Genomic DNA, 24,259 nt, shown 5'->3' on the forward strand with positions numbered 1-24,259 from the left:
GCGAACCTGCCCACGGCCCCCGGGATGCGCAAGCCTCCGCCGCCTGCCCCCGCGTCGCGCGGCGGGTGCCCGCCTTGCACGCCCCCCCGCCCCTGCTAGACGGGTCGGGACTCGCCAAAGACCCGACTCCACGGAGCGTGCCCATGACCGACGGACCCGACCTCGCCGCCCTGCAGGCCGCCGACCCCGCCCACTGGCGCCGCGCCGCCGCCATCCGGACCCTGACGCTGGACGCGGTGAACGCGGCCAACTCGGGGCATTCCGGGATGCCGATGGGCATGGCCGACGTCGCCACGGTGCTGTGGGAGAAGCACCTGAAGTTCGACGCGGCGGCGCCCGGCTGGGCCGACCGCGACCGCTTCGTGCTCTCGGCGGGACACGGCTCGATGCTGCTCTACTCGCTGCTGTGGCTGACGGGGTTCCCGGGCATCACGCTGGACGACATCAAGAACTTCCGCCAGCTGGGCACGCCGCTCGCGGGCCACCCCGAGTACGGCCACGTGCCGGGCGTGGAGGTCACGACCGGGCCGCTCGGGCAGGGCCTCGCCACGGCCGTGGGCCTCGCCATGGCCGAGGCGCACCTGCGGGCGCGGTTCGGCCCGAAGATCGTCGACCACCGGACGTGGGTCATCGCGGGCGACGGCTGCCTGATGGAGGGGGTCAGCCACGAGGCGATCGCGCTCGCCGGTCACCTGAGGCTGAAGAACCTGATCGTTCTGTTCGACGACAACCGCATCACGATCGACGGCTCCACCGACCTGACCGACAGCGTGGACCAGCCCGCCCGCTTCCGCGCCGCCGGGTGGGAGGTGCTGGAGGTGGACGGCCACGACGCGGCCGCCATCGACGCGGTGCTGGGCGAGGCCAAGACCAAGGACCGGCCCGTAATGTTAGCCTGCCGCACGCACATCGCGCTCGGCTCCGCGCTGCAGGACACCGGCAAGGGCCACGGCGCGATCACGGGCGACGAGATGGTGCAGGCGACGAAGGACGCCTACGGCTGGAGCGAGGCGCCCTTCCACATCCCCGCGGACCTCAAGTCCGAGTGGGAGGCCATCGGGGCGCGCGGCGCGGAGGACCACGCGGCGTGGCAGGCCCGCCTCGACAAGCTGGGATCGGGCAAGCGCCGCGACTGGGACCGCATGCAGGCGGGCGAGGCGCCCAAGCGCCTGACCGCCACGATCCGCGCGCTCAAGCGCCAGGTGGCGGAGACGGCGCCCAAGGCCGCCACGCGCAAGTCGTCCGAGATGGTGCTGGAGGTCGTGAACCCGATCACCCCGGAGACCTTCGGCGGCTCGGCGGACCTGACGGGATCGAACAACACCAAGACCGCGGACCTCGGCATCTTCTCGGCCGAGGACCGCGCGGGCCGCTACGTCCACTACGGCATCCGCGAGCACGGGATGGCCGCGGCGATGAACGGGATCGCGCTGCACGGGGGCCTGCGCCCCTACGGCGGGACGTTCATGGCCTTCACCGACTACGCGCGCCCGTCGATGCGCCTGTCCGCGCTGATGGGCCTGCCGGTCACCTACGTGATGACCCACGACTCCATCGGGCTGGGCGAGGACGGCCCGACGCACCAGCCGGTCGAGCACCTCGCCATGCTGCGCGCGACGCCCAACATGAACGTGTTCCGCCCCTGCGACACGGTCGAGACGGCGGAGGCGTGGGAGCTGGCGCTGACCTCCGAGGCGACGCCCTCGGTGCTGTCGCTCACCCGCCAGGGCGTCCCGACGCTACGGCGCGAGCACAAGTCCAAGAACCTCGTGTCCCAAGGCGCCTACGTGCTGGCCGAGGCCGAGGGACGCCGCATGGCCATCCTGCTCGCCACCGGCTCGGAGGTCTCCATCGCCTTGGAGGCGCGCGACCTGCTGCAGGAGGACGGGATCGGCACGCGCGTCGTCTCCATGCCCTGCTGGGAGCTGTTCGAGGCGCAGGAGGAGGCCTACCGCAAGCGCATCCTGCCCGCGGGCCCCGTCCGCGTCGCGGTCGAGGCGGCGGGCCGCCTCGGCTGGGACCGCTGGCTCACGGGCGAGCGGGGCCGGTCCAACAAGGCGGGCTTCGTCGGCATGACGGGCTTCGGCGCGTCGGGCCCGGCGGAAGAGCTCTACGAGCACTACGGAATCACCGCCGCGGCGGTGGCGAAGGCGGTGCGCGGGCTGATCTGATCCGCGGGCGGGGCGGCGCCGGTCGTTTCGCGGGCCGGCGCATGTCGGCCCCGCACCATCACCTTGGAGCGAAGGCCCGGGGGTGACGTAGCCGCGCTCGGGGCGCATCGCGAACGGGGGCCGCGCGTCGCCCACGCGCGGGCCTCTCCGTCCTCCCTCCGGCACCGCTCCGGAGGCGGGCGCGTGCGGCCTCGGGGCCCCGGCGCGGAGCGGGGCGCGGTTTCAGGACGCCCGACCGCTTGCCGAACCCCCGCCCCCCATGCTCCCCTCCCCGCCGGGGAGGACCACCATGATCAGCCAAGCCCTCAACGACCGGCTCACCCTGACCGGCCCCGGCACGCCGGCGGGCCGGGTCATGCGCCACTACTGGATGCCAGCCGCCCTGTCGGACGAGCTGTTGGGCGCGCGGCCGGTCGTGCCCGTCACGCTGCTGGGCGAGCGGCTCGTGCTGTTCCGCGACGAGGCGGGGGAGCTGGGCCTGATCGACCGGCACTGCCCCCACCGGGGCGCCGACCTCGCCTACGGGCGGCTGGAGGATTGCGGCCTGCGCTGCCCGTTCCACGGCTGGCACTTCGACCGCACCGGCCAGTGCGTCGAGCAGCCGGGCGAGCCGGAGGGGTCGCGCATGCACGAGCGGATCCGTGCGACCGCCTATCCCGTGACCGAGCACGCGGGGGTGATCTGGGCCTACATGGGCGACGGCGCCCCGCCGCCCCTTCCCGACCTCGACTGCTTCCGGGCGCCGGGCACCCACGTCTTCGCCTTCAAGGGCCTGTGGGAGTGCAACTGGCTGCAGGCCCTCGAGGTCGGCATCGACCCCGCCCACGCCTCCTTCCTCCACCGCTTCCTGCAGGACGAGGACCCCGCCGACGGCTACGGCAAGCAGTTCCGCGACGGAGTCGAGGGCGCCGCGGAGATCCCGATGACCAAGCTCCTGCGCGACCATCCGCGCCCCGAGATCATGGTGGACGACACGCCCTACGGCCTGTCGCTCACGGCGCTGCGCCACCTGCCCGACGGGCGCACCCATGTCCGCGTCACGAACCAGGTCTTCCCGTGCGCCATCGTCATCCCGATGAGCCGCGAGATGACCATCACCCAGTGGCACGTCCCCGTGGACGACTCCCGCTGCTACTGGTTCTCGCTCTTCACCTCGTTCCGCGCCCCCGTGGACAAGGTGAGGATGCGCGAGCAGCGGCTGGCGGAGCACCACCTCCCGTCCTACCGCCCCAAGAAGAACCGGACGAACGACTACGGCTACGACCCCGAGGAGCAGGGGCGGGAGACCTACACGGGCATGGGGCTCGACATCAACGTGCATGACCAGTGGGCGGTCGAGGGCATGGGCGCGATCCAGGACCGGACCAAGGAGCACCTCGCCTCGACGGACAAGGGGATCGTCGCCAACCGCCGCGCCCTGCGCGCCGCGATGGACGCGGTCGAGGCGGGCGAGGCCCCGCCCCCGTCCCACGGGCCGGGCATCGCGGGGCCGATCTCGCTCGACACCATCGCGCCCGCCGGCGCCGACTGGGCCGAGGCGGCGCGGCAGGCGGACCGCGCGCGCCGCGCGGCGTGCCCGTGGGACGCGACCGTCCCCGCATGAGCCGCCTCGACCGCCTCGGCCTCGCGCCCGCGCGATCGGCGGCGGAGGACCTCCTCGACCGTGCCGCCCGGTACGAGACGCTCCGCCTCGTGTTCCCCGACCTCCACGGCGTCCTGCGCGGCAAGGCGGTGCCCGCGGCCCGGCTAAGGGACGTCCTCGCGGGGGGGATCGGGGCCCCCGCGACGCTGCTGCTCAAGGACACGTCCGGCCGCACCGCCTTCCCCGTCTGGGACGCGCCGGGGCCGGACAACCCCTCGCCCCTGCGCGGCGCGGGCGACCTGCTGATGGTGCCCGACCCGGACGGGCTGGTGCCGTGCCGCGACGGCGAGGCGTGGCTGTTCTGCTCCACCCACCGGCCCGACGGCACCACGCTCGACTTCGCACCGACCGCGATCCTCGACCGCGCCCTCGCCGCGCTCGAGACGGAGGGCCTGTCCCTCACCATCGGGCTCGAGCTCGAGTTCCACGTCTTCGCGCGCGGCCCGGACGGGCTCGCCGCGCTCCACCCCGGCGGCCAGCTGCTGCACGACGCGACCTACGGGGCGAACGCCGCCGTGCTCGACCGCATCCGTGCCGCCTGCGCCCATGCGGGCCTGCCGCTGACGTCGCTCGAGGTCGAGATGGGCGCCTCCCAGTTCGAGGCCACCTTCGCCCCGGCCCCCGCCCGCGCCGCCGCCCGGCACGCGGCCGTCTTCCGCGCGCTCCTGCGCGACGCGCTGCCCGGCCACCACGTCACCTTCATGTGCCGCCCGCCCGCCCCCGCGACGATGGCGAGCGGCTGGCACCTCCACCAGTCGGTCGCGGGGATCGACATGCAGGGCGGCTGGCTCGGGGGCCTGCTCGGGCACGCGGCCTCGGCCTGCCTGCTCACCAACCCGACCGTGAACGCCTACCGCCGCTTCGGGCCGGGGACCCTCGCGCCGGACCGCATCGCGTGGGGCCGCGACGACCGGGGCGCGATGGTGCGCGCGGTGGACGGGCGGCTGGAGAACCGGGTCTGCGAGGCCGGCGCGAACCCGTGGCTCGCCATCGCGGCCCAAGCCGTCGCGGGGCTCGACGGCCACCGCCGCGCGCTCGCGCCGCCCCCCGCCGCCGAGGCCGCCTACCGCGCCGACGCGCCCCGCCTGCCCCGCAGCCTCGGGGAGGCGCTGGACGCGTTCCGGGCCGATCCGCTCTGGGCGGAGGCCATCGGCGTGGAGGCCGTCCGCGTCCTCGACGCCGTGGCCGAGGCGGCGTGGACCTGCTTCCTGTCCACGCCGGGCGACTGGGACGCGCGGGAGTATCTCGACCTGCTGTGAGACGTTACACGATTATTGACTTCGGGCCGATCGTGTAACACATTAGCGGCATGGACGCCTTCATCGTCGACGGCACGCGCACCCCCATCGGCCGCTACGGCGGGTCGCTCTCGGGCGTGCGCGCCGACGACCTCGCGGCCCATCCGCTCCGCGCGCTCAAGGAACGCCACGACATCGACTGGGCCGCCTGCGACGAGGTCACGCTGGGCTGCGCCAACCAAGCGGGCGAGGACAACCGCAACGTCGCGCGCATGGCGCTCCTGCTCGCCGGACTGCCGGAGAGCGTGCCGGGCGTGACCGTCAACCGCCTCTGCGCGTCCGGCCTCGACGCCGTGGGCCTCGCAGCGCGGGCGATCCGGTCGGGCGACCACCATCTCTGTCTTGCGGGCGGGGTGGAGAGCATGTCGCGCGCGCCCTACGTCGTCGGCAAGGCGCAGGTCCCGTTCGACCGGGCGCAGGCGATGCAGGACACGACCATCGGCTGGCGCTTCGTCAACCCCGCCTTCCACGCCGCGCACGGTACCCATTCGATGCCGGAGACGGCGGACGAGGTGGCCGCGGACTGGGGCGTCTCCCGGGCGGACCAGGACGCCTTCGCCGCCCGCTCGCAGGCCCGGGCCGAGGCCGCCGCCGCGCACCGCGCGGAGGAGATCACCCCCGTCGAGATCCCCCAGCGCAAGGGCGGCCCCGTGGTGGTCGCCGAGGACGAGCATCCACGGCCCGGCACGACGGCGGAGTCGCTGGCCAAGCTGCGGGGGATCAACGGCCCCGACCTTTCGGTGACCGCCGGGAACGCCAGCGGCGTGAACGACGGCGCGGCGGCGCTCCTCCTCGCGGGGGAGCGCGCCTGCGCCGCCCACGGCCTCGCGCCGAAGGCCCGCGTCGTCACCATCCAGTCGGCGGGCGTCGCCCCCCGCGTGATGGGCGTCGGCCCCGTGCCGGCCGTGAGGAAGGCGCTCGCCCACGTGGGCCTCGCGATGGACGACATGGACCTCGTCGAGCTGAACGAGGCCTTCGCCGCCCAAGCCCTCGCCGTGACCCGCGACCTCGGGCTGGCCGACGACGACCCCCGCGTGAACCCGAATGGCGGCGCCATAGCCCTCGGCCATCCGCTCGGCATGTCCGGCGCGCGGCTCGCGCTCGCCGCCGCCCTGCATCTCGGGCGGACCAATGGGCGTTATGCCCTCGTGACGATGTGCGTCGGCGTCGGCCAAGGCACGGCCATGATATTGGAGTCCGTCTGATGTATGCCCAACTCGTGAAGTCCGAGGCCTCCTCGGAGACCCAAGCCGACCGCGACTTCCAAGCCCGCATCGACCGGGGCGACACGATCGAGCCGAAGGACTGGATGCCCGAGGGCTACCGCCGGACGCTGATCCGCCAGATCGGCCAGCACGCGCATAGCGAGATCGTGGGCCAGCTGCCGGAGGGGAACTGGATCACCCGCGCGCCGACCTTGGAGCGCAAGGCGATCCTGCTCGCCAAGGTGCAGGACGAGGCGGGGCACGGCCTCTACCTCTACTGCGCCGCGGAGACGCTGGGCGTCTCGCGCGACGACCTCACGCGGCAGCTGCTCGACGGGCGGATGAAGTACTCGTCGATCTTCTCCTACCCGACGTTGACATGGGCGGACATGGGCGCGGTGGGCTGGCTGGTCGACGGCGCGGCGATCATGAACCAGGTGCCGCTCCAGCGGACGTCCTACGGCCCATACGCCCGCGCGATGGTCCGCATCTGCAAGGAGGAGTCCTTCCACCAGCGGCAGGGCTTCGACGTGATGATGAAGATGGCGAACGGCACGTCCGCCCAGCGGCGCATGGCGCAGGACGCCCTCGACCGGTTCTGGTTCCCGGCGCTGATGATGTTCGGCCCCTCGGACGCGGAATCCGTCCACTCGGCCCAGTCCATGCGCTGGCGGATCAAGATGAACACGAACGACGAGCTGCGCCAGAAGTTCGTGGACCAGACCGTGCCGCAGGCCGAGTATCTCGGCCTCACGGTCCCCGACCCGGACCTCGCGTGGAACGAGGAGACGGGCCACTACGACTTCACCGAACCCGACTGGGATGAGTTCTTCGCCGTCCTCAAGGGCGACGGGCCGTGCTCGGCGGACCGCATCGACGCCAAGCGCAAGGCGTGGGACGATGGCGCTTGGGTGCGGGAGGGGCTGATGGCGCATGCCGCGAAGAAGGCCGCGGCGGCGTTGGCGGCGGAATGATCCACCCGCCCGCCCCGGACTGGCAGCTGGCCGAGGTCAACGTCGCGCGACTGACCGCCGATCCCGCCTCGCCCGTGGTGGCCGAGTTCATGGCCGCGCTCGACCGGATCAACGGGCTGTCGGAGCGGATGGAGGGGTTCGTGTGGCGGCATGTGTTCGGCCTCGACCCGGACCGCGACGCCCGGACCAGCGACGACCCCCGCGTGATCTACAACGCGTCGGTATGGCAGGGCGCAGCAGCACTCGAGCGCTTCGTGTGGGACACGGTGCACGTCCAGTTCTACCGCCGCCGGGCGGAGTGGTTCGACGCGCTCGGGGCGATGCACCTCGCGATGTGGTGGGTGCCGCCGGGGACGGAGATCGACCCGAAGGACGCGCGCGCGCGCCTCGCCCATATCGGCGCGCACGGCCCGTCGGAGCGGGCGTTCGGCTGGGCCGAGCTTCCGGGCGCGACGCGGTGGCGGGCGGTGCGCCGCGACGAGGCGGTGCCCGCATGACCGGGTCCGCCTCCGCCGAATGGCCGCTCTGGGAGATCTTCATCCGGGGCCAGGCGGGGCTGTCCCACCGCCATGTCGGCAGCCTCCACGCGCCGGACGCCGAGGCCGCGATCCGCAACGCGCGCGACGTCTACACCCGCCGCGCCGAGGGCGTCTCGATCTGGGCCGTGCCCGCCGCCGTCATTGCCGCCTCCTCCCCGTCCGAGAAGGGGCCGCTCTACGAGCCGGCTAAGGACAAGGTGTATCGCCACCCCACCTTCTTCGACATCCCCGACGACGTCGGGCCGATGTAGGCATGGGTGCGATCGCCCTCCCCGACCCGTTGCCGGCCAAGGCGGAGTTCCTCCTCCGCATGGGCGACGCGACGCTCGTCCTCGGCCACCGCATCTCCGAATGGTGCGGGCACGCCCCCGCGCTCGAGGAGGACGTCGCGCTCGCGAACGTGGCGCTCGACCTGATCGGGCAGACCCAGCTCTGGCTGGGCTACGCCGCGGAGGAGACGGGCGCCGCGGACGCCGACGCGCTCGCCTTCCGGCGCGACGTGTGGGACTTCCGGAACCCCCTGCTCGTCGAGCGACCGAACGGCGACTTCGCGCACACGATCCTGCGTTCCTTCCTCTTCGACGCGTGGCACCTGCCCCGGCTCGACCGCCTGACCGGCTCTGCCGACGACCGGGTCGCGGGGATCGCCGCGAAGGCCGCGAAGGAGGTCGCCTACCACCTCGAGCGGTCGCGCGGCTTGGTCGTCGCGCTCGGCGACGGGACGGCGGAGAGCCACGACCGGATGCAGGCCGCGCTCGACCGCCTGTGGCCCTACGCGGGCGAGCTGTTCGAGACGGATGCGACCGACGCGGCGATGGCGGAGGCCGGGGTCGCCGACGAGCCCCCCGCCCTGCGCCCCGCGTGGGAGGCGACCGTCCTCCCCGCGCTCGCGGCGGCCACGCTCGCCCCCCCGGAGGTGGTCCGGTTCCAAGCGGGCGGGCGCACCGGTCGGCGCCACACCGAGCATCTCGGCCCGATGCTCGCGCAGATGCAGTGGCTGCAGCGCAGCTACCCGGACGCCTCCGCGTGGTGAGCCGTCCCGCCCCCGCGCCCGTCGACGGATGGACGCCGCGCAGCGCGCAGCCCGACCCTTCGGGGGCGCGGCCGCCGGACGCGCGGATCGAGGCGTGGCTCTCGGCGATCCCGGACCCGGAGATCCCCGCCATCACGCTCGCCGACCTCGGCGTCATCCGGGGGTGGACGTGGGTCGGCGACGTCCTGCACGTCTCCGTGACGCCGACTTATTCCGGATGCCCCGCCACGGCGGCGATCGAACTGGCCGTCGAGACCGCGCTCCGCGACCGCGGCGTCCCCGCGACCGTCGAGCGGGTGATCACGCCGCCGTGGAGCACCGACTGGATCACGCCCGAGGGCCACGCCAAGCTGGAGGCCTACGGCATCGCGCCGCCCACCGACGGGGTCCGCTGCCCCCGCTGCCATGCGGCGCGCGTGCACGAGGTCAGCCGGTTCGGCTCGACCCCCTGCAAGGCCCAGTGGCGCTGCGACGCCTGCGGCGAGCCCTTCGACCGGTTCAAGTGCCACCGATGAGCGCGCGCGGCTTCCATCCCCTGACCGTCGCTGCCGTCCGGCCTACGATCCGCGACGCGGTGGAGGTGACGCTCGACCATCCCGGCTGGGACTGGTCGCCCGGCCAGTACCTGACCTTCCGGCGCGACTTCGACGGGACCGAGGTGCGGCGCTCCTACTCGATCTGCACCGAGCCCGGCGCGCCCCTCCGCGTCGGCATCAAGCGGGTCGAGGGGGGCGCGTTCTCCGCGTGGGCGAACACGGCGCTGCGGCCCGGCGACACCGTCGAGGCCATGCCGCCGCAGGGCCGCTTCTGGGGCGGGGAGACCCACGGCCACACGCTCCTCTTCGCGGGCGGGTCCGGGATCACCCCGGTCCTCGGGGTGCTGCGCCACCTGCTCGCCGCCGACCCGGAGGCGCGGGCCACCCTGGTCTACGCGAACGTCAGGACCGCGACGATCATGTTCCGCGACGAGATCGAGGACCTCAAGCAGGTCCATCTCGGACGGCTCTCGGTCGTGCACGTGCTCGAGCGGGACGCGCAGGAGATCGACCTCTTCACCGGGCGCGTGACCCCGGAGAAGTGCGCGGACCTCTTCGCCCGGTGGATCGACGTCCGCGGCGCCGCGCGCGCCTACATCTGCGGGCCGGAGCCGATGATGCTGGGCATCCGGGACGCGCTGGCGGCCCACGGCATGCCCGAGGAGGCGATCCGCTTCGAGCTCTTCGCCTCCGCGCAGCCGGGGCGCCTCCCGCAGGCGGAGCGCGCGGTCGCGGCGGACGCGCCGACGATCCCCCTCGCGGTCACCCTCGACGGGGCCACCTCCGAGATCGACCTCGCGCCCGGCCAGACCGTGCTGGAGGCGGCCGAGGCGGCGGGGCTGGAGGCGCCGTGGTCCTGCCGCGCGGGGGTCTGCTCGACCTGCCGGTGCCGCGTGGTGGCGGGCGCGGTCGAGATGGACGCCAACCACGCCATCGAGGACGACGAGCTGCGCGACGGCTACGTGCTGTCCTGCCAAGCGCGTCCGGCGGCGGGAACCGAACGCGTCGCCGTGAGCTACGACCTCGGCCACTGAGGATGCACCCGCTTGACCGCCACGACCGACGCCCCCGTCGCGCGCCCGACGCGCGCCAACTTCTCGGCCGTGGCCGCCCTCGGGCTGATCTGGGGCGGGACGTTCACGGTCACGGAACTGGCGCTCGTGGGCTACGGGCCGCACACCGTGGCCGCCGCCCGCGTGGCGCTGGGGGCGGCCGCGCTGACGGCGCTGGCGGTGGTCCTGCGGCGCCCCCTCCCGGCGTGGTCGCCGCTCACCGCGCTGTTCCTCGCGCTGATCGGCCTCACCACCGCCGCCCTCCCCTTCACCGCCCTCGCATGGGGGCAGACCCGCACGACGGCGGCCTTCGCCGGGCTCGCGATGGCGATGCTGCCGCTTCTGCTGCTGCCGCTGGCCCACGTCTTCGTGCCCGGCGACCGCCTCACGTGGCGCAAGGCGGCGGGGTTCGGGCTGGGGGCGGTCGGCGCGCTGATCCTGATCGGGCCGGGGGCGCTGGACCCGTCGGGCGGGAACGGCGAGGGCTGGGGGCAGCTGGCCTGCCTCGCGGCCGTGGTCTGCTACGCGGTGGGCTCCATCCTCACCCGGCGCTGCCCGCCGGTGGACGGGGTCTGGCTGTCGGCCCTGTCGCTCTGGGCGGGGGCCGCCGCCCTGGTCCCGGCGATGCTTTGGCGCGAGGGCCTGCCGACCGCGGCCGCGCCCTCCGTCCTGGCCGCGATCCTGTTCCTCGGCCTCGTCCCGACCGCCTTGGCCGCCCTCCTGCGCATCTCGGTCATCCGCAGCGCGGGCCCGTCCTTCATGACGCTCGTGAACTACCAAGTGCCCGTCTGGGCCATGGGCACGGGGGCGCTGTTCCTCGGAGAGGCGCTGCCCGGACGGTTCTTCCTCGCCCTCACGCTCATCCTCGGCGGCCTCGCCCTCGGGCAGGGCCGCCAGCTCGCCGCGCTACTCGGCGGCGAGCGCGCCCGCTGAGCGGACGGTCCCCGCGACCTCCGCGACGACGGCGCGCATCTCGGCCTCGTCCTCGTGCTCGACCATGACGCGGATCAGCGGCTCGGTCCCCGAGGCGCGGATCAGGAGGCGCCCGCGCCCGGCGACGCGGGCCTCGGCGGCCCGGATCGCGTCCTGCACGCCCGCGTCCTCCAGCGGACGCGTCCCCGAGGCGAAGCGCACGTTCTCCAGCATCTGGGGCACGGGGTCGAACGTGTGCAGCAGCTCGGACGCGGGCCGCCCGGCGCGGACCATCTCCGCGAGGAACTGGAGCCCCGCCAAGAGGCCGTCGCCGGTGGTCGCGTGGTCCGTCATCACGATGTGCCCCGACTGCTCCCCGCCGAGGGTCCAACCGTTGTCGCGCAGCGCCTTCACCACGTGGCGGTCGCCCACCTTGGTGCGGTGCAGGTGCAGCCCCTGCCCCTCGAGGAAACGCTCCAGCCCGAGGTTCGACATCACCGTCGCCGCGAGCGTGCCCTTGGCGAGCCGCCCCTCCTCGGCCCAGCGGGCGGCGAAGAGGGCCATGATCTGGTCGCCGTCGCCGACGCGCCCGTTCTGGTCCACGAGGATGATCCGGTCCGCGTCGCCGTCGAGGGCGATGCCCACGTCCGCCCCATGGGCCACGACCGCGTCCTGAAGGGGCCCCGTGTGGGTCGAGCCGCAGCCCTTGTTGATATTGGTGCCGTCCGGGTTCACCCCGATCGGGACGACCGTCGCGCCCATCTCCCACAGGGCCTCGGGCGCGACCTTGTAGGCGGCGCCGTGGGCGCAGTCGATGACGACCTTAAGCCCGTCGAAGGTCATGCCCGGCGGCACCGCCCGCTTGACCGCCTCGACGTAGCGCCCCGCGCCGGTGTCGATCCGCTTGACCCGCCCGATCTCGCGGGCGTCGACCGGCTCGACCCCCGCCTCGACCATCGCGGCGATGGCGGCCTCGTCGGCGTCGGAGAGCTTGAACCCGTCGGGGCCGAAGAACTTGATGCCGTTGTCCTCGGCGCCGTTGTGCGAGGCGGAGATCATCACCCCGAGGTCGGCGCGCATGGACCGCGTCAGGTAGCCCACGGCGGGGGTCGGGACCGGGCCGAGCTGGAGCACGTGGACGCCCGTGGAGGCGAGGCCCGCCGTCAGCGCGGTCTCGAACATGTAGCCGGACAGCCGCGTGTCCTTGCCGATCACGACCCGGTGGATGCGCGCGTCGCCCTCGCGGCGGAAGTGGCGCCCGGCGGCGGCGCCCAGCCGCAGCGCCGTCTCGGCGGTCATGTGCCCCGTGTTCGCGCGCCCGCGCACCCCGTCCGTCCCGAACATCACGTCCCTCGCTCGATCGCGTCCCAAAGCCTCAGCGCGCGGCGCGTCCCCGCCACGTCGTGCACCCGGTGCATCTGGACCCCGGCCCGGACCCCGGCAAGCGTCACGGCCAGGGACCCCGGATCGCGGCGGTTCGCCGCGCCTTCGGGATCGTCGCCGATCACGCCGATGAAACGTTTGCGGCTCGCCCCCAGCAGGACTGGGAGGCCGAGAGAGTGGAGCGCCGGCAGCGCCCGCAGCAGGGCGACGTTCTGCGCGGCGGTCTTGGCGAACCCGATGCCCGGATCGACGAGGATGCGGTCGCGCACGATGCCGGCCGCCTCGGCCGCCGCGACGCGCCCGGCCAGCGCGGCGAGCACCTCGACGACCACGTCCGCGTAGTCGGTCTCGGCCTGCATCGTCTCGGGGGTGCCGCGCGCGTGCATCAGGACCACCGGCACGCCGGCCCGCGCGACCACGCCTGCCATCGCCGGATCGAAGGCCAGCGCCGACACGTCGTTCACGATCGCCGCCCCGGCGGCGAGCGCCGCCTCCGCCACGGCGGCCTTGCGCGTGTCGATGGAGACGGCGCGCGCCCGCAGCGCCTCGATCACCGGCACGACCCGCGCGACCTCCTCGGCCACGGGGACCTCCGCCGCGCCCGGCCGGGTCGACTCGCCGCCGACGTCGAGGAGGTCCGCCTCCATCGCCGCGCCGAGCGCCGCGACCTCCGCCGCGGTCCGCCCGCCGTCGGAGAAGCTGTCGGGGGTGGCGTTGAGGATGCCCATGATCCGGGGCGCGTCCCACGTCAGACCGGCCACGGGCGGGCGCGGCTCGCAGAGGATGTCGCGCTCCTCGGCGGACAGGTCGCCGACGCCGACCGTCGCCCCGTCCTCCAGCCGCCGCGCCCGGTCGAACCGGACCCAGCCGCCCGCCAGCGGGGCCGCGCCCGGCGCGTCGGGATGGCACGGCAGCGGCAGGAGGGGCGTCACGGCTCGAGCGTTCCCCCGAACTCGGCGGCGAACCACGCGGCGAGCGTCGCCGGGTCGGTCTCCGCCGGCCCGTCCGGCGCGTCAAGCACGATCCGCGACGGCGCCCACAGCACGGCCCGCCCGCCGCGCAGCGCGTGGTCCAGCTCGGTCCGCGTGTCGACCACGGTGCAGTCGGGCACGGCGGCGGCGACCCGCCACGCGGCCTGCTCGTAGGCGAGCAGCGCGACGCGCCGCTGCGCGAGCGGGTGCGCCACCTCCGGCACCTCGAAGTCGGGGACGGCGATCATCACCAGCGGGCGTGCCGCCCCGGCCACCGTGCCGGCCAAGCCGGGATCGTCCGCGGAACCCGGCGCGAGCACCCGGACGTGCGGGCGCGGGGCCTCGATCGGCTGGGCCGCCGCCCCGTCGCCGGAGCGCACGATCTCCACCCCGAGGCGGTGCGGCCCCCGGTCGAGCTTCTCGATCCGCACGAAGACGCGCACGGCCTGCTCGTGGCCGAGGACGCGCGCGGCGACGCGCTCCGCCAGCGTCTCGAGGAGGTTGAGGCGCTCGGCCTCAAGCTCGGCGTCGATGGCGCCGATCAGCGTGTCGTAGGAGAGGATCGCGTCGACGTCGTCGGTCTCGGCCAGCGGCGGCCCGTCCACGGGCGCCACCTCGGCCACCACGTCGAACGACAGCCGCTGGGTCCGCCCCCGCTCCTCGGCGAAGGCTCCGATCTCCACGGCGCGGACGTGCTCGCGCAGCGAGATGCGGTCGAGCCCCGCCGCGCCGGCCCGCGCGCGGTCGAGGGGCGCGGCGAAGGCCAGCCGCAGGGCGTCGGTGTCGTCGGCGGCCATCTCGCCCTCCGTCAGCGTCCGCCGCCCCCTGCCACGGGGCGCGCCGCGCGGAAAGGTCCGGCTCCGACCGGCGATGGCCCGAACGCGAACGGGCCGCGCTTCCCCCGAAGCGCGGCCCGTCGCCGCCCGTCCCGTCCCGTCCGGGCGGCGTGCGGCGCGCGTCCTTGGGCCGGACGCCGCGCCGCGGTGACCTCGGCTCAGGCGCCGGGGATCTGCTTGTAGAAGATGTGCGTCCCGACGGTCGCGGTGCGGGGGTAGACCTTGTTCCAGTAGGGATCGACGTAGTCCGCGTGGTAGTGGGTCGCGTCGCCCGTGATGCGGCGCTCTTTGCCGTCCATGACCTCGCGCGCGATCTTGCCGGCGATGTCGGCGGCACGCCGCTCGGTCATCGTCTCGGGGAGGCCGTCGCAGGTGTAGGAGAACTGGCAGGCGTGCAGGCGCCCGGTGCCTTGGTTTACCACCCCGCAGATCGTGTCGGGATACCGTTTGGAGTCGACCCGGTTCATGATCACCTCGGCCACCGCGTACTGGCCGCGGATCGGCTCGCCGCGGGCCTCGAAGTAGATCGCCTCCTTCAGGCAGGCGAACTCCTTGCCGCCGGTGGCGCGGGGCATCGCGTCGAGGCGGGCGCGGGTGTAGGCGGGCGGCAGCGCCTCGGCGGCGGGGGCGTCCTCCGGCTCGGCGAAGGAGGCCGGCACCAGGATCTCGCCGTCGAGGGCCGCGTCGAGCAGCGTGTCCACCGGGGCGATCATCGCGCCCGCCGCGTGGGCTGCGGGCGCCGTGGCGGCGAGGCCGAGGGCGGCGATCAAGGCGCAACGGTTCAGGGCGGCCGAAGCGGCCGTTCGAATGGTCGTGAGCATATGTACTGTCCCCTCTGGGGGCGCGGGCGACGCGGCGGGATCTCTATCGTCCTGCTCGCGCCGTCTGCCCGTGCCTCGGTTCCGTGAGGCCTAGATGCCGCGGGCGTGACCCGAGCGCAACGGTGGGGGACATTCCGAAAACGTTCCCAGAAACCGCTAAACCGTGACTTTTGTGCAATGATCCGCCGATGCGCGTGGCACGTCGGCATCATTTCGCGCGGGCGTTCGCCTCCTGCGCGAGCAGCGTCGCCTGCGCGGCGGCCAGCTTCGCCACCGGCACGCGGAACGGCGAGCACGAGACGTAGTCGAATCCCGCAAGCCGGCAGAAGGCGATCGCCTCCGGGTCGCCGCCGTGCTCGCCGCAGAGCGCGAGCGTCACGTCACCCCGCGTGGCCCGCCCCCGCTGCGCGCCGAGCAGCAGCAGCTCACCCACCCCGTCGATGTCGAGCGTCTGGAACGGATCCTCCGGATAGACGCCTTGGTTGACGTAGGCCGACATGAACCGCCCCGCGTCGTCGCGCGACAGGCCGTAGGTCATCTGCGTCAGGTCGTTCGTCCCGAAGGACAGGAACGCCGCCTGCTCGGCGATCTCGCCAGCGCGCAGCGCGGCGCGCGGCGTCTCGACCATCACGCCCAAGCGATAGTCGAACGCGGCCCCGGTCTCGGCGCGGACCTCGGCGGCCACGGCGTCGATGCGCGCGCGCACCAGCTCCACCTCGCGCCGGGCGGTCACGAGCGGGATCATGATCTCGGGCACCACGCCGCCGGTCTGGGCCACCGCCTCGAAGATGGCGCGGGCCTGCATCTCGTAGATGCCCGGCACCGCGATCCCGAGCCGGACGCCGCGCATCCCGAGCATCGGGTTGAACTCGCCCATCGCCTCGATCCGGGCGCGGACGCGGGCCAGCGGCTGCCCCAGCGCCTCCGCCAGCGCGCGCATCCCCTCCGTCGTGCCGGGGAGGAACTCGTGCAGCGGGGGGTCGAGCAGGCGGATGCAGACCGGCAGCCCCTCCATCAGGCGGAAGAGCTCGGCGAAGTCGGCGCGCTGCATCGGCAAGAGGCGGTCCAAGGCCGCCACCCGGTCCGCGTCGCGGTCGGCGAAGATCATCTCGCGCATCACCGTGAGGCGGTCCTCCTCGAAGAACATGTGCTCCGTCCGGCACAGCCCGATCCCGTCCACGCCGAACCCGCGGGCGAGCGACGCGTCGGCGGGGGTGTCGGCGTTGACCCGCACGCCGATGTCGCGCACCGCGTCGGCCCAGCCCATCAGGTCCGCGAAGGCGCCGTCCATCGCGGGCTCGACGGTCGCGACGCGCCCCGCCAGGACCGTGCCGGCGGTGCCGTCGATGGTGATCTCGTCGCCCTCGCGCAGCGTGCCGCCCCCGGGGAGGCGCACCTCGCGCGCCTTGTGGTCCACGACGATCTCCGCGCCCGTCACGCAGGGCAGCCCCAGCCCCCGCGCGATCACGGCGGCATGCGAGGTGGTGCCGCCCCGCTCGGTCAGGATGCCGTCGGCGGCGTGCATGCCGCGCACGTCCTCGGGCGCGGTCTCGCGGCGCACGAGGATGCAGCGCTCGTCGCGGGACTGGGAGGCTTGGGCGGCGGCGGAGTCGAACACGATCCGCCCGGCGGCCGCGCCCGGCGAGGCGGCGATCCCGCGCGCGAGCACGTCGCGCGCCGCGCCCGGCGCGACCTGCCGGTGGAGCAGCTGGCTCAGGGTGCCCGGCGGGATGCGGGTGATCGCCTCCGAGCGGGGGATGACCCCGTCGCGAGCGAGCGCGGTCGCGATGGCCACCGCGGCGCGGGGGCCGCGCGGGCAGCGCACGGCGTCGAGCACGTGGAGGCGCCCCTGCTCCAAGGTGAACTCGACCTGCATCTCCTCGCGCAGCCGCACCCGGCATCGCGCGCCGATCTCGACGAGCTCGCCGAACACCTCCGGGAGCCGGTCCTCCAACGAGGGGCCGCGCAGGTCGTGGGTGAGGTAGAGCGAGGTCTCCGCCCCGAGCGCCTCCCGCCCCATCGCGCCCGCCATGTAGCGGCCGGTGACCTGCGGCGCGCCGGTCTCGGGATCGACGAACTGGATCACGCCCGCGCCCGACTGGCCCGGCGCCATGCCCTGCGCCATGCGCTGCACCACGAGGCCCAGACCGGCGTCGGCGGGCGCGCCCTGCGCCTGCCGCAGGAGCCGGGCGGACGTCCCCTCCCACGCGCGGGCCATGGAGCGGAGCACCTCGCGCAGCTGGCGGGCGGGGTCCTCGGGGAACGGCTCGTCCATCTCCGCCTCGTAGGCGGCGAGCGCGGCCTCCGGGTCCGCGCCGTCGAAGGCGGCCCCGTCGAGGCGCATCACGTCCGTGGCGTAGTCGCGCACGAAGCGCACGAAGAGACGGTCGGCGGCCTCGCCCCCCATCGTGGCGGCGAGCGCGTCGCGCACGGCGGCGGTCATCCCGACGTTGAGCACCGCGCCCGGCCCGCCCCAGTCGGGGGTCTGGGACGACGAGCGGACCGAGAGGAGGACGGGCGCGCCGTCGTCGAACAGGGCCAGCAGCGTGGCGAGGTCGGGCATCCGCCCGGCGGCGATGTCGCGCACGGCGTCGAAGGGCAGCGCCACGGTCTGCGGCACGGGCAGGTCCATGCGGATCAGGCGCTGTAGGCACTTCGCGCGGTTGCCGTGCCGCGCGACGCGGATGTCGGCGGTGGGGGTGACCTCGGTGAAGCGCGGGGTGTCGAGCATGGGCGGCGGCCTTTCGGCGCTCACCCTAATGCGTGATTCCGGCGGGACAAAGGCTTACGCTGCGGCGCAGCATTTGCAGGAATGCAACAGCGGACGGCGGGGGGCGCCCCACCCCATGCTGCGGGTGCGAAAGGTCAGCCCTCCAGCCGCGACAGGTCCGCGATCCGGGCGGGCGCCTCGCGGATGGCGTGGAGGAGGTTGAGGCGGTTGCGGCGGACGATCTCGTTCTCGGCGTTCACCTGCACGGCCTCGAAGAAGGCGTCGATGGGCGCGCGGAGCGCGGCGAGGCGTTCCATCGCCCCGGCGTAGTCCTCGGCCTCCATCGCCGCGTCGAGGGCGGGCTTGGCCGCCTCCAGCGCATCGAAGAGCGCGCGCTCCTCGTCTGTCTCGGCCAGCTTGCGGTCGGCGCCGAAGCTGTACTCCACCCCGTCCTTCTCCTCGGCCTGCTCGAGGATGTTTTTCGCGCGGCGGTAACCTTGGATTAGGTTTTCGCCGTTATCCGTTGCGAGGAAGGCGTTCAGGGCGCGGGCGCGGGCCACCACGTCGGCGAGGTCGTCGGTCCGGTCGCCGGTGAGGACGGCGTCGATCACGTCGTGCCGGACGCCCTCGTCGCGGAGATGCACCTTGAGGCGGTCGTGGAAGAAGGAGAGGAGGTCAGGGCGATCAGATACGTTAGCCTGTAGTAGAATATAGTCGTCGTAATTCGAGAAGTCCTCTCCGCGCTCGGCCGTCTGAGCATTCAGCCAATCGCGGAAGGCTGCGTGGTCAATCGGAGATTGGGAAGTCAATTCACGGTAGGAAGAGACAAGCGTGCTTTCGTCCACACTGCTCCGCGTTGCGAGAAGGTAGAGCTCTTCCTCCAGTCTTGAGGCAGTCACCTTCGATGAGGATGTTACCTTCCACTTGCCTGAGTGATGGATGAATGCCTGGAGGAGGTACTCATCCAGCCCCAGTACGAGCCCATGTCCCATCACAATCCGAATGACCCCCAGCGCCGCGCGCCGCAGGGCGAACGGGTCCTTCGAGCCCGTCGGCTTCTCGTCGATGGCCCACATGCCCGTCAGCAGGTCGATCTTGTCGGCCAACGCGACGGCCACGCTCACCGGCTCGGTCGGCACGTCGTCGGAGGGGCCGAGGGGGGCGTAGTGCGCCTCGGCCGCCGCGGCGATGGCGGCGTGGTGCTCGGACGGGGCGAGTGAGGGTTCGGCCTTGAGCGCCTCGGCCACGTAGTAGCGGCCCATGACGCCCTGCAGTTCGGGGAACTCGTAGACCATCTCGGAGGCGAGGTCGGCTTTGGCCAGCCGCGCCGCCGTCTCCGCCACGTCCGGGTCCGCGCCGACCGCGGGCGCGATCTCGCGGGCCAAGGCGGCGATGCGCTCGATGCGCTCGCGCTGCGAGCCCAGCTTGGCGTGGAAGGTGACGTCCGAGAGCTTGTCGAGCCAGTCGCCCATGCCCGCCTTCGCCACGGCGAGGTCGTTCTCCCAGAAGAACGCCGCATCCGCCAACCGCGCGGCCAGCACGCGCTGGTTGCCGTCGAGGATCGTGGCGCCGCCATCCGCCGTCTCGCGGTTGGCGACGGTGACGAAGCGGACGATCCGGCCGTCGCGGTCGGCCACGGAGAAGAACTTCTGGTGCTCCTTCATCGACGTGCGCAGCACCTCGGGCGGGAGGTCGAGGAAAGCGTCGTCGATCTTCCCCATCAGCGGCACGGGCCATTCGACCAGCCCCGCCACCTCGGCCATCAGGCCCGGATCCTCGACCACGGAGAGGCCCGCCGCGAAGGAAAGGTTGTCCATGCCCGCGCGCACGATCTCGGCCCGCTCCTCGGCCTCCAGCACGACATGGGCGCGCTTGAGCTTGGCGGCGTAGTCGTCCCACGAGGTGACGGAGAAAGGCGCCGGCGCCATGAAGCGATGGCCCTCGGTCACGTCGCCCGCCTCGATGCCGTCGACCGCCAGCGGGACGACGACGTGGCCGTCCTCGCGGGTCAGCAGGCACAGGATGCGGCGCAGCGGGCGGACCCAGCGGAGCGTCCCGTCGCCCCAGCGCATCGACTTGGGCCACGGGAAGTCGCGGATCGTGCGCTCCAGCACCTCGGCCACGATCTCCTCGGCGGGGCGGCCCGCGCGGCGGATCGTGGCGTAGAGGAAGGTGCCCTTCTTCTCCTCGCGCGCCTCGAGGTCGTCGCGCGACACCCCTGCCCCGCGCAGGAAGCCCTCGATCGCCTTCTCGGGGGCGTCGGCCTTGGGGCCGCGCCGCTCCGCGGCGGTGTCGGGCGAGCGGTCGGTCAGGCCCTGCACCGTGAGCGCGAGGCGGCGGGGCGTGGCGTGGGCGGCGGCGCCCTCGTAGGTCAGGCCCGCCTCGACGAGGCCGTCGGTCATCAGCCGCTTGAGGTCGGCGGCGGCCCGCGCCTGCATCCGCGCGGGGATCTCCTCGGAGAAGAGTTCGATCAGAAGGTCGGCCATGTCAGCTTCCGTTTCCTCGGGCGCCTTCCACGAGGGGCTCGTAGGTTTCGCGGTCGGGGCATTCGCGGCCCACGGGCGTGCCGGAATAGTCCCGGTCGCCGCATTCGTTCAGCTCGTGCCACGCCCAGCCGCGCCCGTCCGAGCCCAGCGCGACCACGCGGTCCACGCCGAAGGCCACGTCCTGGTAGGCGAGGAAGGTCTTGGCCTCGCCCACCTCGATCAGCGCGCCGATGGCGTCGGCGTCGAAGCACTCGAACCACGCGGGGGCGACGGTGGGCGCGCCCTCGGGCGGCTCCAGCCCCTCCAGCGTGGAGAGGTCCTCCGAGTGGCCGAAGCAGGCGCGGAAGCCCAGCGGCGAGGAGACGGAGCGGATGGCCGACACCCCGCCCGCGTCGATGGCGCGGGGGCCGTCGGGCGTCACGAGGGTGAGCGTGACCGGCCCCTCGACCGGCTCCCAGAAGGCGCGCTGCTGGGTGTACCAGATGCCCCAGCCGCCCGCGACGCAGGCGGCGAGGATCAGCAGGATGGCGACCTTGCCCTTCATTGGCGCCGTCTCCGGCGGATCGGCGCCACGCCGCTCGCGCGCCCGGCCCGGTGCGCGGTCGCGCAGCGGCCGCAGGGCCAGCGGCGGACCGTCCCACGGGCCGGCGCTCCCGCGACGTCGGTGCGCCGGTTCAGCGTCGTGCGGGGGTGAGGGATAAACTGCGTCGCGGAGAGCCCAGGAGCGCCAGCCCCCGGTCCGCCGCTGGCCCTGCTCGCGTCGACGCTTTCGCTGAGGCCGCTCATGCCGCCGCGCCCCCCGCCTTCGTCTCGAGGAAGGCGTCGGCGCAGGCCTTCGCCAGCGCGCGGACGCGGCCGATATAGGCCTGCCGCTCGGTGACGGAAATGACGCCGCGCGCGTCGAGCAGGTTGAACAGGTGGCTGGCCTTGATCGCTTGGTCGTAGGCGGGCTGGGCCATGACGATGCGGCGCCCGGTGCGGGGGTCGTCGTGGGGCTGCGACAGGATGCGGGCGCATTCGGCCTCGGCGTCCTCGAAGTGCTTCATCAGCATGTCGGTGTCGGCCACGTCGAAGTTCCAGCGCGCGTATTGCGCCTCGGCCTCGCGGAACACGTCGCCGTAGGTCAGCGGGATCGGCGCGTCGGGGGCGTTGAAGGGCATGGCGTTGCCGTCGTCGGCGCCCAGCACGTACATCGCCAGCCGCTCCAGCCCGTAGGTCAGCTCGCCCGAGACGGGGCGGCAGTCGTGGCCGCCGACCTGCTGGAAGTAGGTGAACTGCGACACCTCCATGCCGTCGCACCAGACCTCCCACCCGAGGCCCCACGCGCCGAGGGTGGGGGATTCCCAGTCGTCCTCGACGAAGCGGATGTCGTGGAGGTCCATGTCGATGCCGATGGCCGCGAGGCTGCCGAGGTAGAGCTCCTGCAGTTCGGGCGGGCTGGGCTTTATGATGACTTGGAACTGGTAGTAGTGCTGCCAGCGGTTGGGGCTGTCGCCGTAGCGCCCGTCGGTGGGGCGGCGGGACGGCTGGACGTAGGCGGCCGTCCACGGGGTCGGGCCCAGCGCGCGCAGGGTGGTGGCCGGGTGGAAGGTGCCCGCCCCGACCTCCATGTCGTAGGGCTGCAGCACGGCGCAGCCCTTGTCGGCCCAGTAGGCCTGGAGCCGCAGGATGATCTCCTGGAACGAGCGGGGCGCGTCCATCGGGAACCTCTCGGGGTGCGGGCGGGGGCGCCGCGGGGGGCGGCGCTGCGCGTCGGGGGGCGCGTCTAGGGCGCAACAGGGACGGGGTCAACGCGGCCGGGGCCACGTGCCGCCGCGTCCCGGCCTTTCCTTCGCCCCACGGCTCCGCCACAACCGGGGGCCGAGGGACCCGAGGGACGTGACGATGCGGATTGTGCGGAGCGCCGCCGTGGCGGCGGCGATGATGGTGGGCGTGGCGCAGGGGGCGGCGGCGCAGGAGTTCTGGGTCCAGATCGAGGCGCATCCCACCCTGCGCGAGACCGAGGAGCGGGCGCGGGCCTACGGCGACCTGCTGCCGGACGTGAACGCCTTCACCCAGCCCGGCCTGTGGAGCGTGCTGACGCTCGGGCCCTACGACGGCGAGGGCGAGGCGCAGGCGATCCTGCGGCAGCTGCGGCGGCAGGGGCTCGTGCCGCGCGACAGCTTCGTGAGCCGGGGGCGGACCTACCGGGAGCGGATCTGGCCCGCGCCGGGCGCGGTGGCCGAGGCCGCGCCCGACGGGGAGGCCGGCGCGGCGGTCGCGGCGGCGGAGCAGGCCCCCGCCCCCGATGCCGCGCCCCGGGTCGACACCACCCCGCCCGAGCCGGTCGAGGAGACCCCGCGCGAGGCCCGGCGCTCGGAGGCGGGGCTGGACCGTGCGGCGCGCGAGGAGCTGCAGCGCGCGCTGCAGTGGTTCGGGCTCTACGCCGCGCGGATCGACGGGGCCTTCGGGCCGGGCACGCGCAACTCGATGGCGGCGTGGCAGGCGCGCGAGGGCGTCCCCACGACCGGCGTGCTGACGACCCGCCAGCGCGCGGACCTGCTGGCGCGGTTCGAGGCCGCCCGGGCGCGGATCGGCCTCGGCCCGCTCGTCGTGCGCGAGGCGGGGATCGAGCTGGTCGCGCCGCGGGGGCTCGTGACGTTCGACCGGATCGAGGCGCCCTTCGTCCACCACGCCGAGAAGAACGGCTCGGGCGTGACCCTCTCGCTGATCTCGCAGCCCGGCGGGGCCCGCGCGATGGGGGGGCTCTACCAGATCCTGCAGACCGTGGAGGCTGTCCCGGAGGCGGGCGCACGCGAGCTGCGCCGCGACGGGTTCACGATCGAGGGCGCCGCCGGCGGCCGCACGACGCGGGTCGAGGCGCGGCTGCAGGGGGACCATCTCGTCGGGTTCATGATGTCGTGGCCCGCCGCCGAGGACGGGATGGCCGCGCGCGTGGTTCCGGAGATGGTCGCCTCGCTCGCCTCCGTCGGGGCGCCGCTCGACCCGGAGGCGGGGTTCGACCCGGCGGCACAGGACGTGGACATGGTGTCGGGCCTCGAGGTCCGCCGCCCCGCCCGCGTCGGCGCGGGCTTCTGGGTCGACCGGAGCGGCGCGGTGGCGACGGCGGCGGCCAACGTTGCCGAGTGCGGGCGCGTGACGCTCGACGGCGTCCACGAGGCCGAGGTGGCGACGCTGGCCGGCGACCTCGCGGTGCTGCGCCCGGTGGGCCGGCTGGCCCCGCCCGCCGTGGCCCGGCTCGCCCCCGCGGAGGCGCGGCTGAAGACCGGCGTGGCGGTGGGCGGCTATCCGTTCGGCGGCGTGCTCGGGACGGCCACGCTGACCTTCGGGACGCTGGAGGACGTGCGCGGCCTCGACGGGTCGGCGGACGTGCTGCGGCTCGGGCTCGCGGCGCGGGCCGGCGACGTGGGCGGCCCGGTGCTGGACGAGGCGGGCCGCGTGGCCGGCCTGCTGCTGCCCGCCCCCGAGATGGAGGGGCGCGCCCTGCCCGGCGACGTGGCGGTCGCGCTGAAGTCCGGGCGGCTGGAGACGGCGCTGTCGGCGGCGGGGGTGTCCGCGACGATGGCCGACGGCCCCGCGCCCGCGCCGGTCGCGCCGGAGGACCTCACGCGGGTCGCGGCGGAGGTGACGGTGCTCGTGGGGTGCTGGGAGGGCTGAGGCCGCCCGGCGTCCCTCGCGGCGCGCGGCAGG

The 24,259-nt window shown here is 74.1% G+C and carries 20 protein-coding genes; 12 read left to right on the top strand and 8 right to left on the bottom strand.

The window, feature by feature from the left end:
- Window positions 1-143: 143 nt before the first annotated feature.
- From tkt to JQC91_RS10410, 11 genes are all read left to right on the top strand, one after another.
- Complete coding sequence (gene tkt / locus JQC91_RS10360; protein ID WP_203286748.1) at window positions 144-2,171, top strand: transketolase; 2,028 nt, start codon at window positions 144-146, stop codon at window positions 2,169-2,171.
- A 289-nt stretch (window positions 2,172-2,460) separates the two neighbouring features.
- A complete protein-coding gene (locus JQC91_RS10365) occupies window positions 2,461-3,774 on the top strand; it encodes an aromatic ring-hydroxylating dioxygenase subunit alpha (RefSeq protein ID WP_203286749.1) in 1,314 nt (437 codons plus the stop codon).
- The gene (locus JQC91_RS10370) at window positions 3,771-5,072 is read left to right on the top strand and encodes a glutamine synthetase (RefSeq protein ID WP_203286750.1); all 1,302 of its coding nucleotides are present in this window, start codon (window positions 3,771-3,773) and stop codon (window positions 5,070-5,072) included. Before JQC91_RS10365 ends, JQC91_RS10370 begins: the two co-directional genes overlap by 4 nt.
- A gap of 50 nt (window positions 5,073-5,122) precedes the next feature.
- Window positions 5,123-6,316: a 3-oxoadipyl-CoA thiolase gene (pcaF, locus tag JQC91_RS10375; protein WP_203286751.1), complete on the top strand. Its 1,194-nt coding sequence runs from the start codon at window positions 5,123-5,125 to the stop codon at window positions 6,314-6,316.
- On the top strand, window positions 6,316-7,290 hold the full coding sequence (paaA, locus tag JQC91_RS10380; protein WP_203286752.1) for a 1,2-phenylacetyl-CoA epoxidase subunit PaaA: 975 nt from the start codon (window positions 6,316-6,318) through the stop codon (window positions 7,288-7,290). Before pcaF ends, paaA begins: the two co-directional genes overlap by 1 nt.
- Window positions 7,287-7,787: a DUF3291 domain-containing protein gene (locus JQC91_RS10385; RefSeq protein ID WP_203286753.1), complete on the top strand. Its 501-nt coding sequence runs from the start codon at window positions 7,287-7,289 to the stop codon at window positions 7,785-7,787. The genes paaA and JQC91_RS10385 overlap by 4 nt, the downstream gene beginning before the upstream one ends.
- Window positions 7,784-8,080 (top strand): 1,2-phenylacetyl-CoA epoxidase subunit PaaB, encoded by a 297-nt coding sequence (gene paaB, locus JQC91_RS10390; RefSeq protein WP_203286754.1) that lies wholly within the window; start codon window positions 7,784-7,786, stop codon window positions 8,078-8,080. Before JQC91_RS10385 ends, paaB begins: the two co-directional genes overlap by 4 nt.
- A gap of 2 nt (window positions 8,081-8,082) precedes the next feature.
- Window positions 8,083-8,862 (top strand): 1,2-phenylacetyl-CoA epoxidase subunit PaaC, encoded by a 780-nt coding sequence (gene paaC / locus JQC91_RS10395; RefSeq protein WP_203286755.1) that lies wholly within the window; start codon window positions 8,083-8,085, stop codon window positions 8,860-8,862.
- A complete protein-coding gene (gene paaD, locus JQC91_RS10400) occupies window positions 8,859-9,377 on the top strand; it encodes a 1,2-phenylacetyl-CoA epoxidase subunit PaaD (protein WP_343069953.1) in 519 nt (172 codons plus the stop codon). The genes paaC and paaD overlap by 4 nt, the downstream gene beginning before the upstream one ends.
- Complete coding sequence (locus JQC91_RS10405; protein WP_203286756.1) at window positions 9,374-10,432, top strand: 2Fe-2S iron-sulfur cluster-binding protein; 1,059 nt, start codon at window positions 9,374-9,376, stop codon at window positions 10,430-10,432. The genes paaD and JQC91_RS10405 overlap by 4 nt, the downstream gene beginning before the upstream one ends.
- A gap of 12 nt (window positions 10,433-10,444) precedes the next feature.
- Window positions 10,445-11,383 carry a DMT family transporter gene (locus JQC91_RS10410; RefSeq protein ID WP_203286757.1) on the top strand — a complete coding sequence of 313 codons (939 nt, stop codon included), beginning with the start codon at window positions 10,445-10,447 and terminating at the stop codon, window positions 11,381-11,383.
- Here JQC91_RS10410 and glmM read toward each other — a convergent pair.
- The 8 genes from glmM to JQC91_RS10450 form a co-directional block, all read right to left on the bottom strand.
- A complete protein-coding gene (gene glmM / locus JQC91_RS10415) occupies window positions 11,357-12,706 on the bottom strand; it encodes a phosphoglucosamine mutase (protein WP_203286758.1) in 1,350 nt (449 codons plus the stop codon). The two genes, JQC91_RS10410 and glmM, sit on opposite strands and share 27 nt — an antisense overlap.
- Window positions 12,706-13,677: a dihydropteroate synthase gene (folP, locus tag JQC91_RS10420; protein ID WP_203286759.1), complete on the bottom strand. Its 972-nt coding sequence runs from the start codon at window positions 13,675-13,677 to the stop codon at window positions 12,706-12,708. The genes glmM and folP overlap by 1 nt, the downstream gene beginning before the upstream one ends.
- Window positions 13,674-14,513: a dihydroneopterin aldolase gene (locus JQC91_RS10425; protein ID WP_203286760.1), complete on the bottom strand. Its 840-nt coding sequence runs from the start codon at window positions 14,511-14,513 to the stop codon at window positions 13,674-13,676. Before JQC91_RS10425 ends, folP begins: the two co-directional genes overlap by 4 nt.
- A gap of 197 nt (window positions 14,514-14,710) precedes the next feature.
- Complete coding sequence (locus tag JQC91_RS10430; RefSeq protein WP_238941471.1) at window positions 14,711-15,322, bottom strand: cell wall hydrolase; 612 nt, start codon at window positions 15,320-15,322, stop codon at window positions 14,711-14,713.
- 259 nt (window positions 15,323-15,581) lie between these two features.
- Window positions 15,582-18,104, bottom strand: a complete 2,523-nt coding sequence (locus tag JQC91_RS10435; RefSeq protein WP_203286761.1) for a putative PEP-binding protein — start codon at window positions 18,102-18,104, stop codon at window positions 15,582-15,584.
- Between the two features lie 134 nt (window positions 18,105-18,238).
- The gene (gene glyS / locus JQC91_RS10440; protein WP_203286762.1) at window positions 18,239-20,569 is read right to left on the bottom strand and encodes a glycine--tRNA ligase subunit beta; all 2,331 of its coding nucleotides are present in this window, start codon (window positions 20,567-20,569) and stop codon (window positions 18,239-18,241) included.
- Between the two features lies 1 nt (window position 20,570).
- Entirely contained in the window at window positions 20,571-21,113 is a 543-nt protein-coding gene (locus JQC91_RS10445) for a DUF6446 family protein (protein WP_203286763.1), read from the bottom strand.
- A gap of 238 nt (window positions 21,114-21,351) precedes the next feature.
- Complete coding sequence (locus JQC91_RS10450) at window positions 21,352-22,269, bottom strand: glycine--tRNA ligase subunit alpha (RefSeq protein WP_203286764.1); 918 nt, start codon at window positions 22,267-22,269, stop codon at window positions 21,352-21,354.
- A 184-nt stretch (window positions 22,270-22,453) separates the two neighbouring features.
- On the opposite strand from JQC91_RS10450, the gene JQC91_RS10455 reads away from it, so the two are divergent.
- Entirely contained in the window at window positions 22,454-24,226 is a 1,773-nt protein-coding gene (locus JQC91_RS10455; protein ID WP_238941516.1) for a serine protease, read from the top strand.
- The last annotated feature ends 33 nt before the right edge of the window (window positions 24,227-24,259 follow it).

Source organism: Jannaschia sp. Os4, assembly GCF_016820245.1.
Taxonomy (GTDB): domain Bacteria; phylum Pseudomonadota; class Alphaproteobacteria; order Rhodobacterales; family Rhodobacteraceae; genus Jannaschia.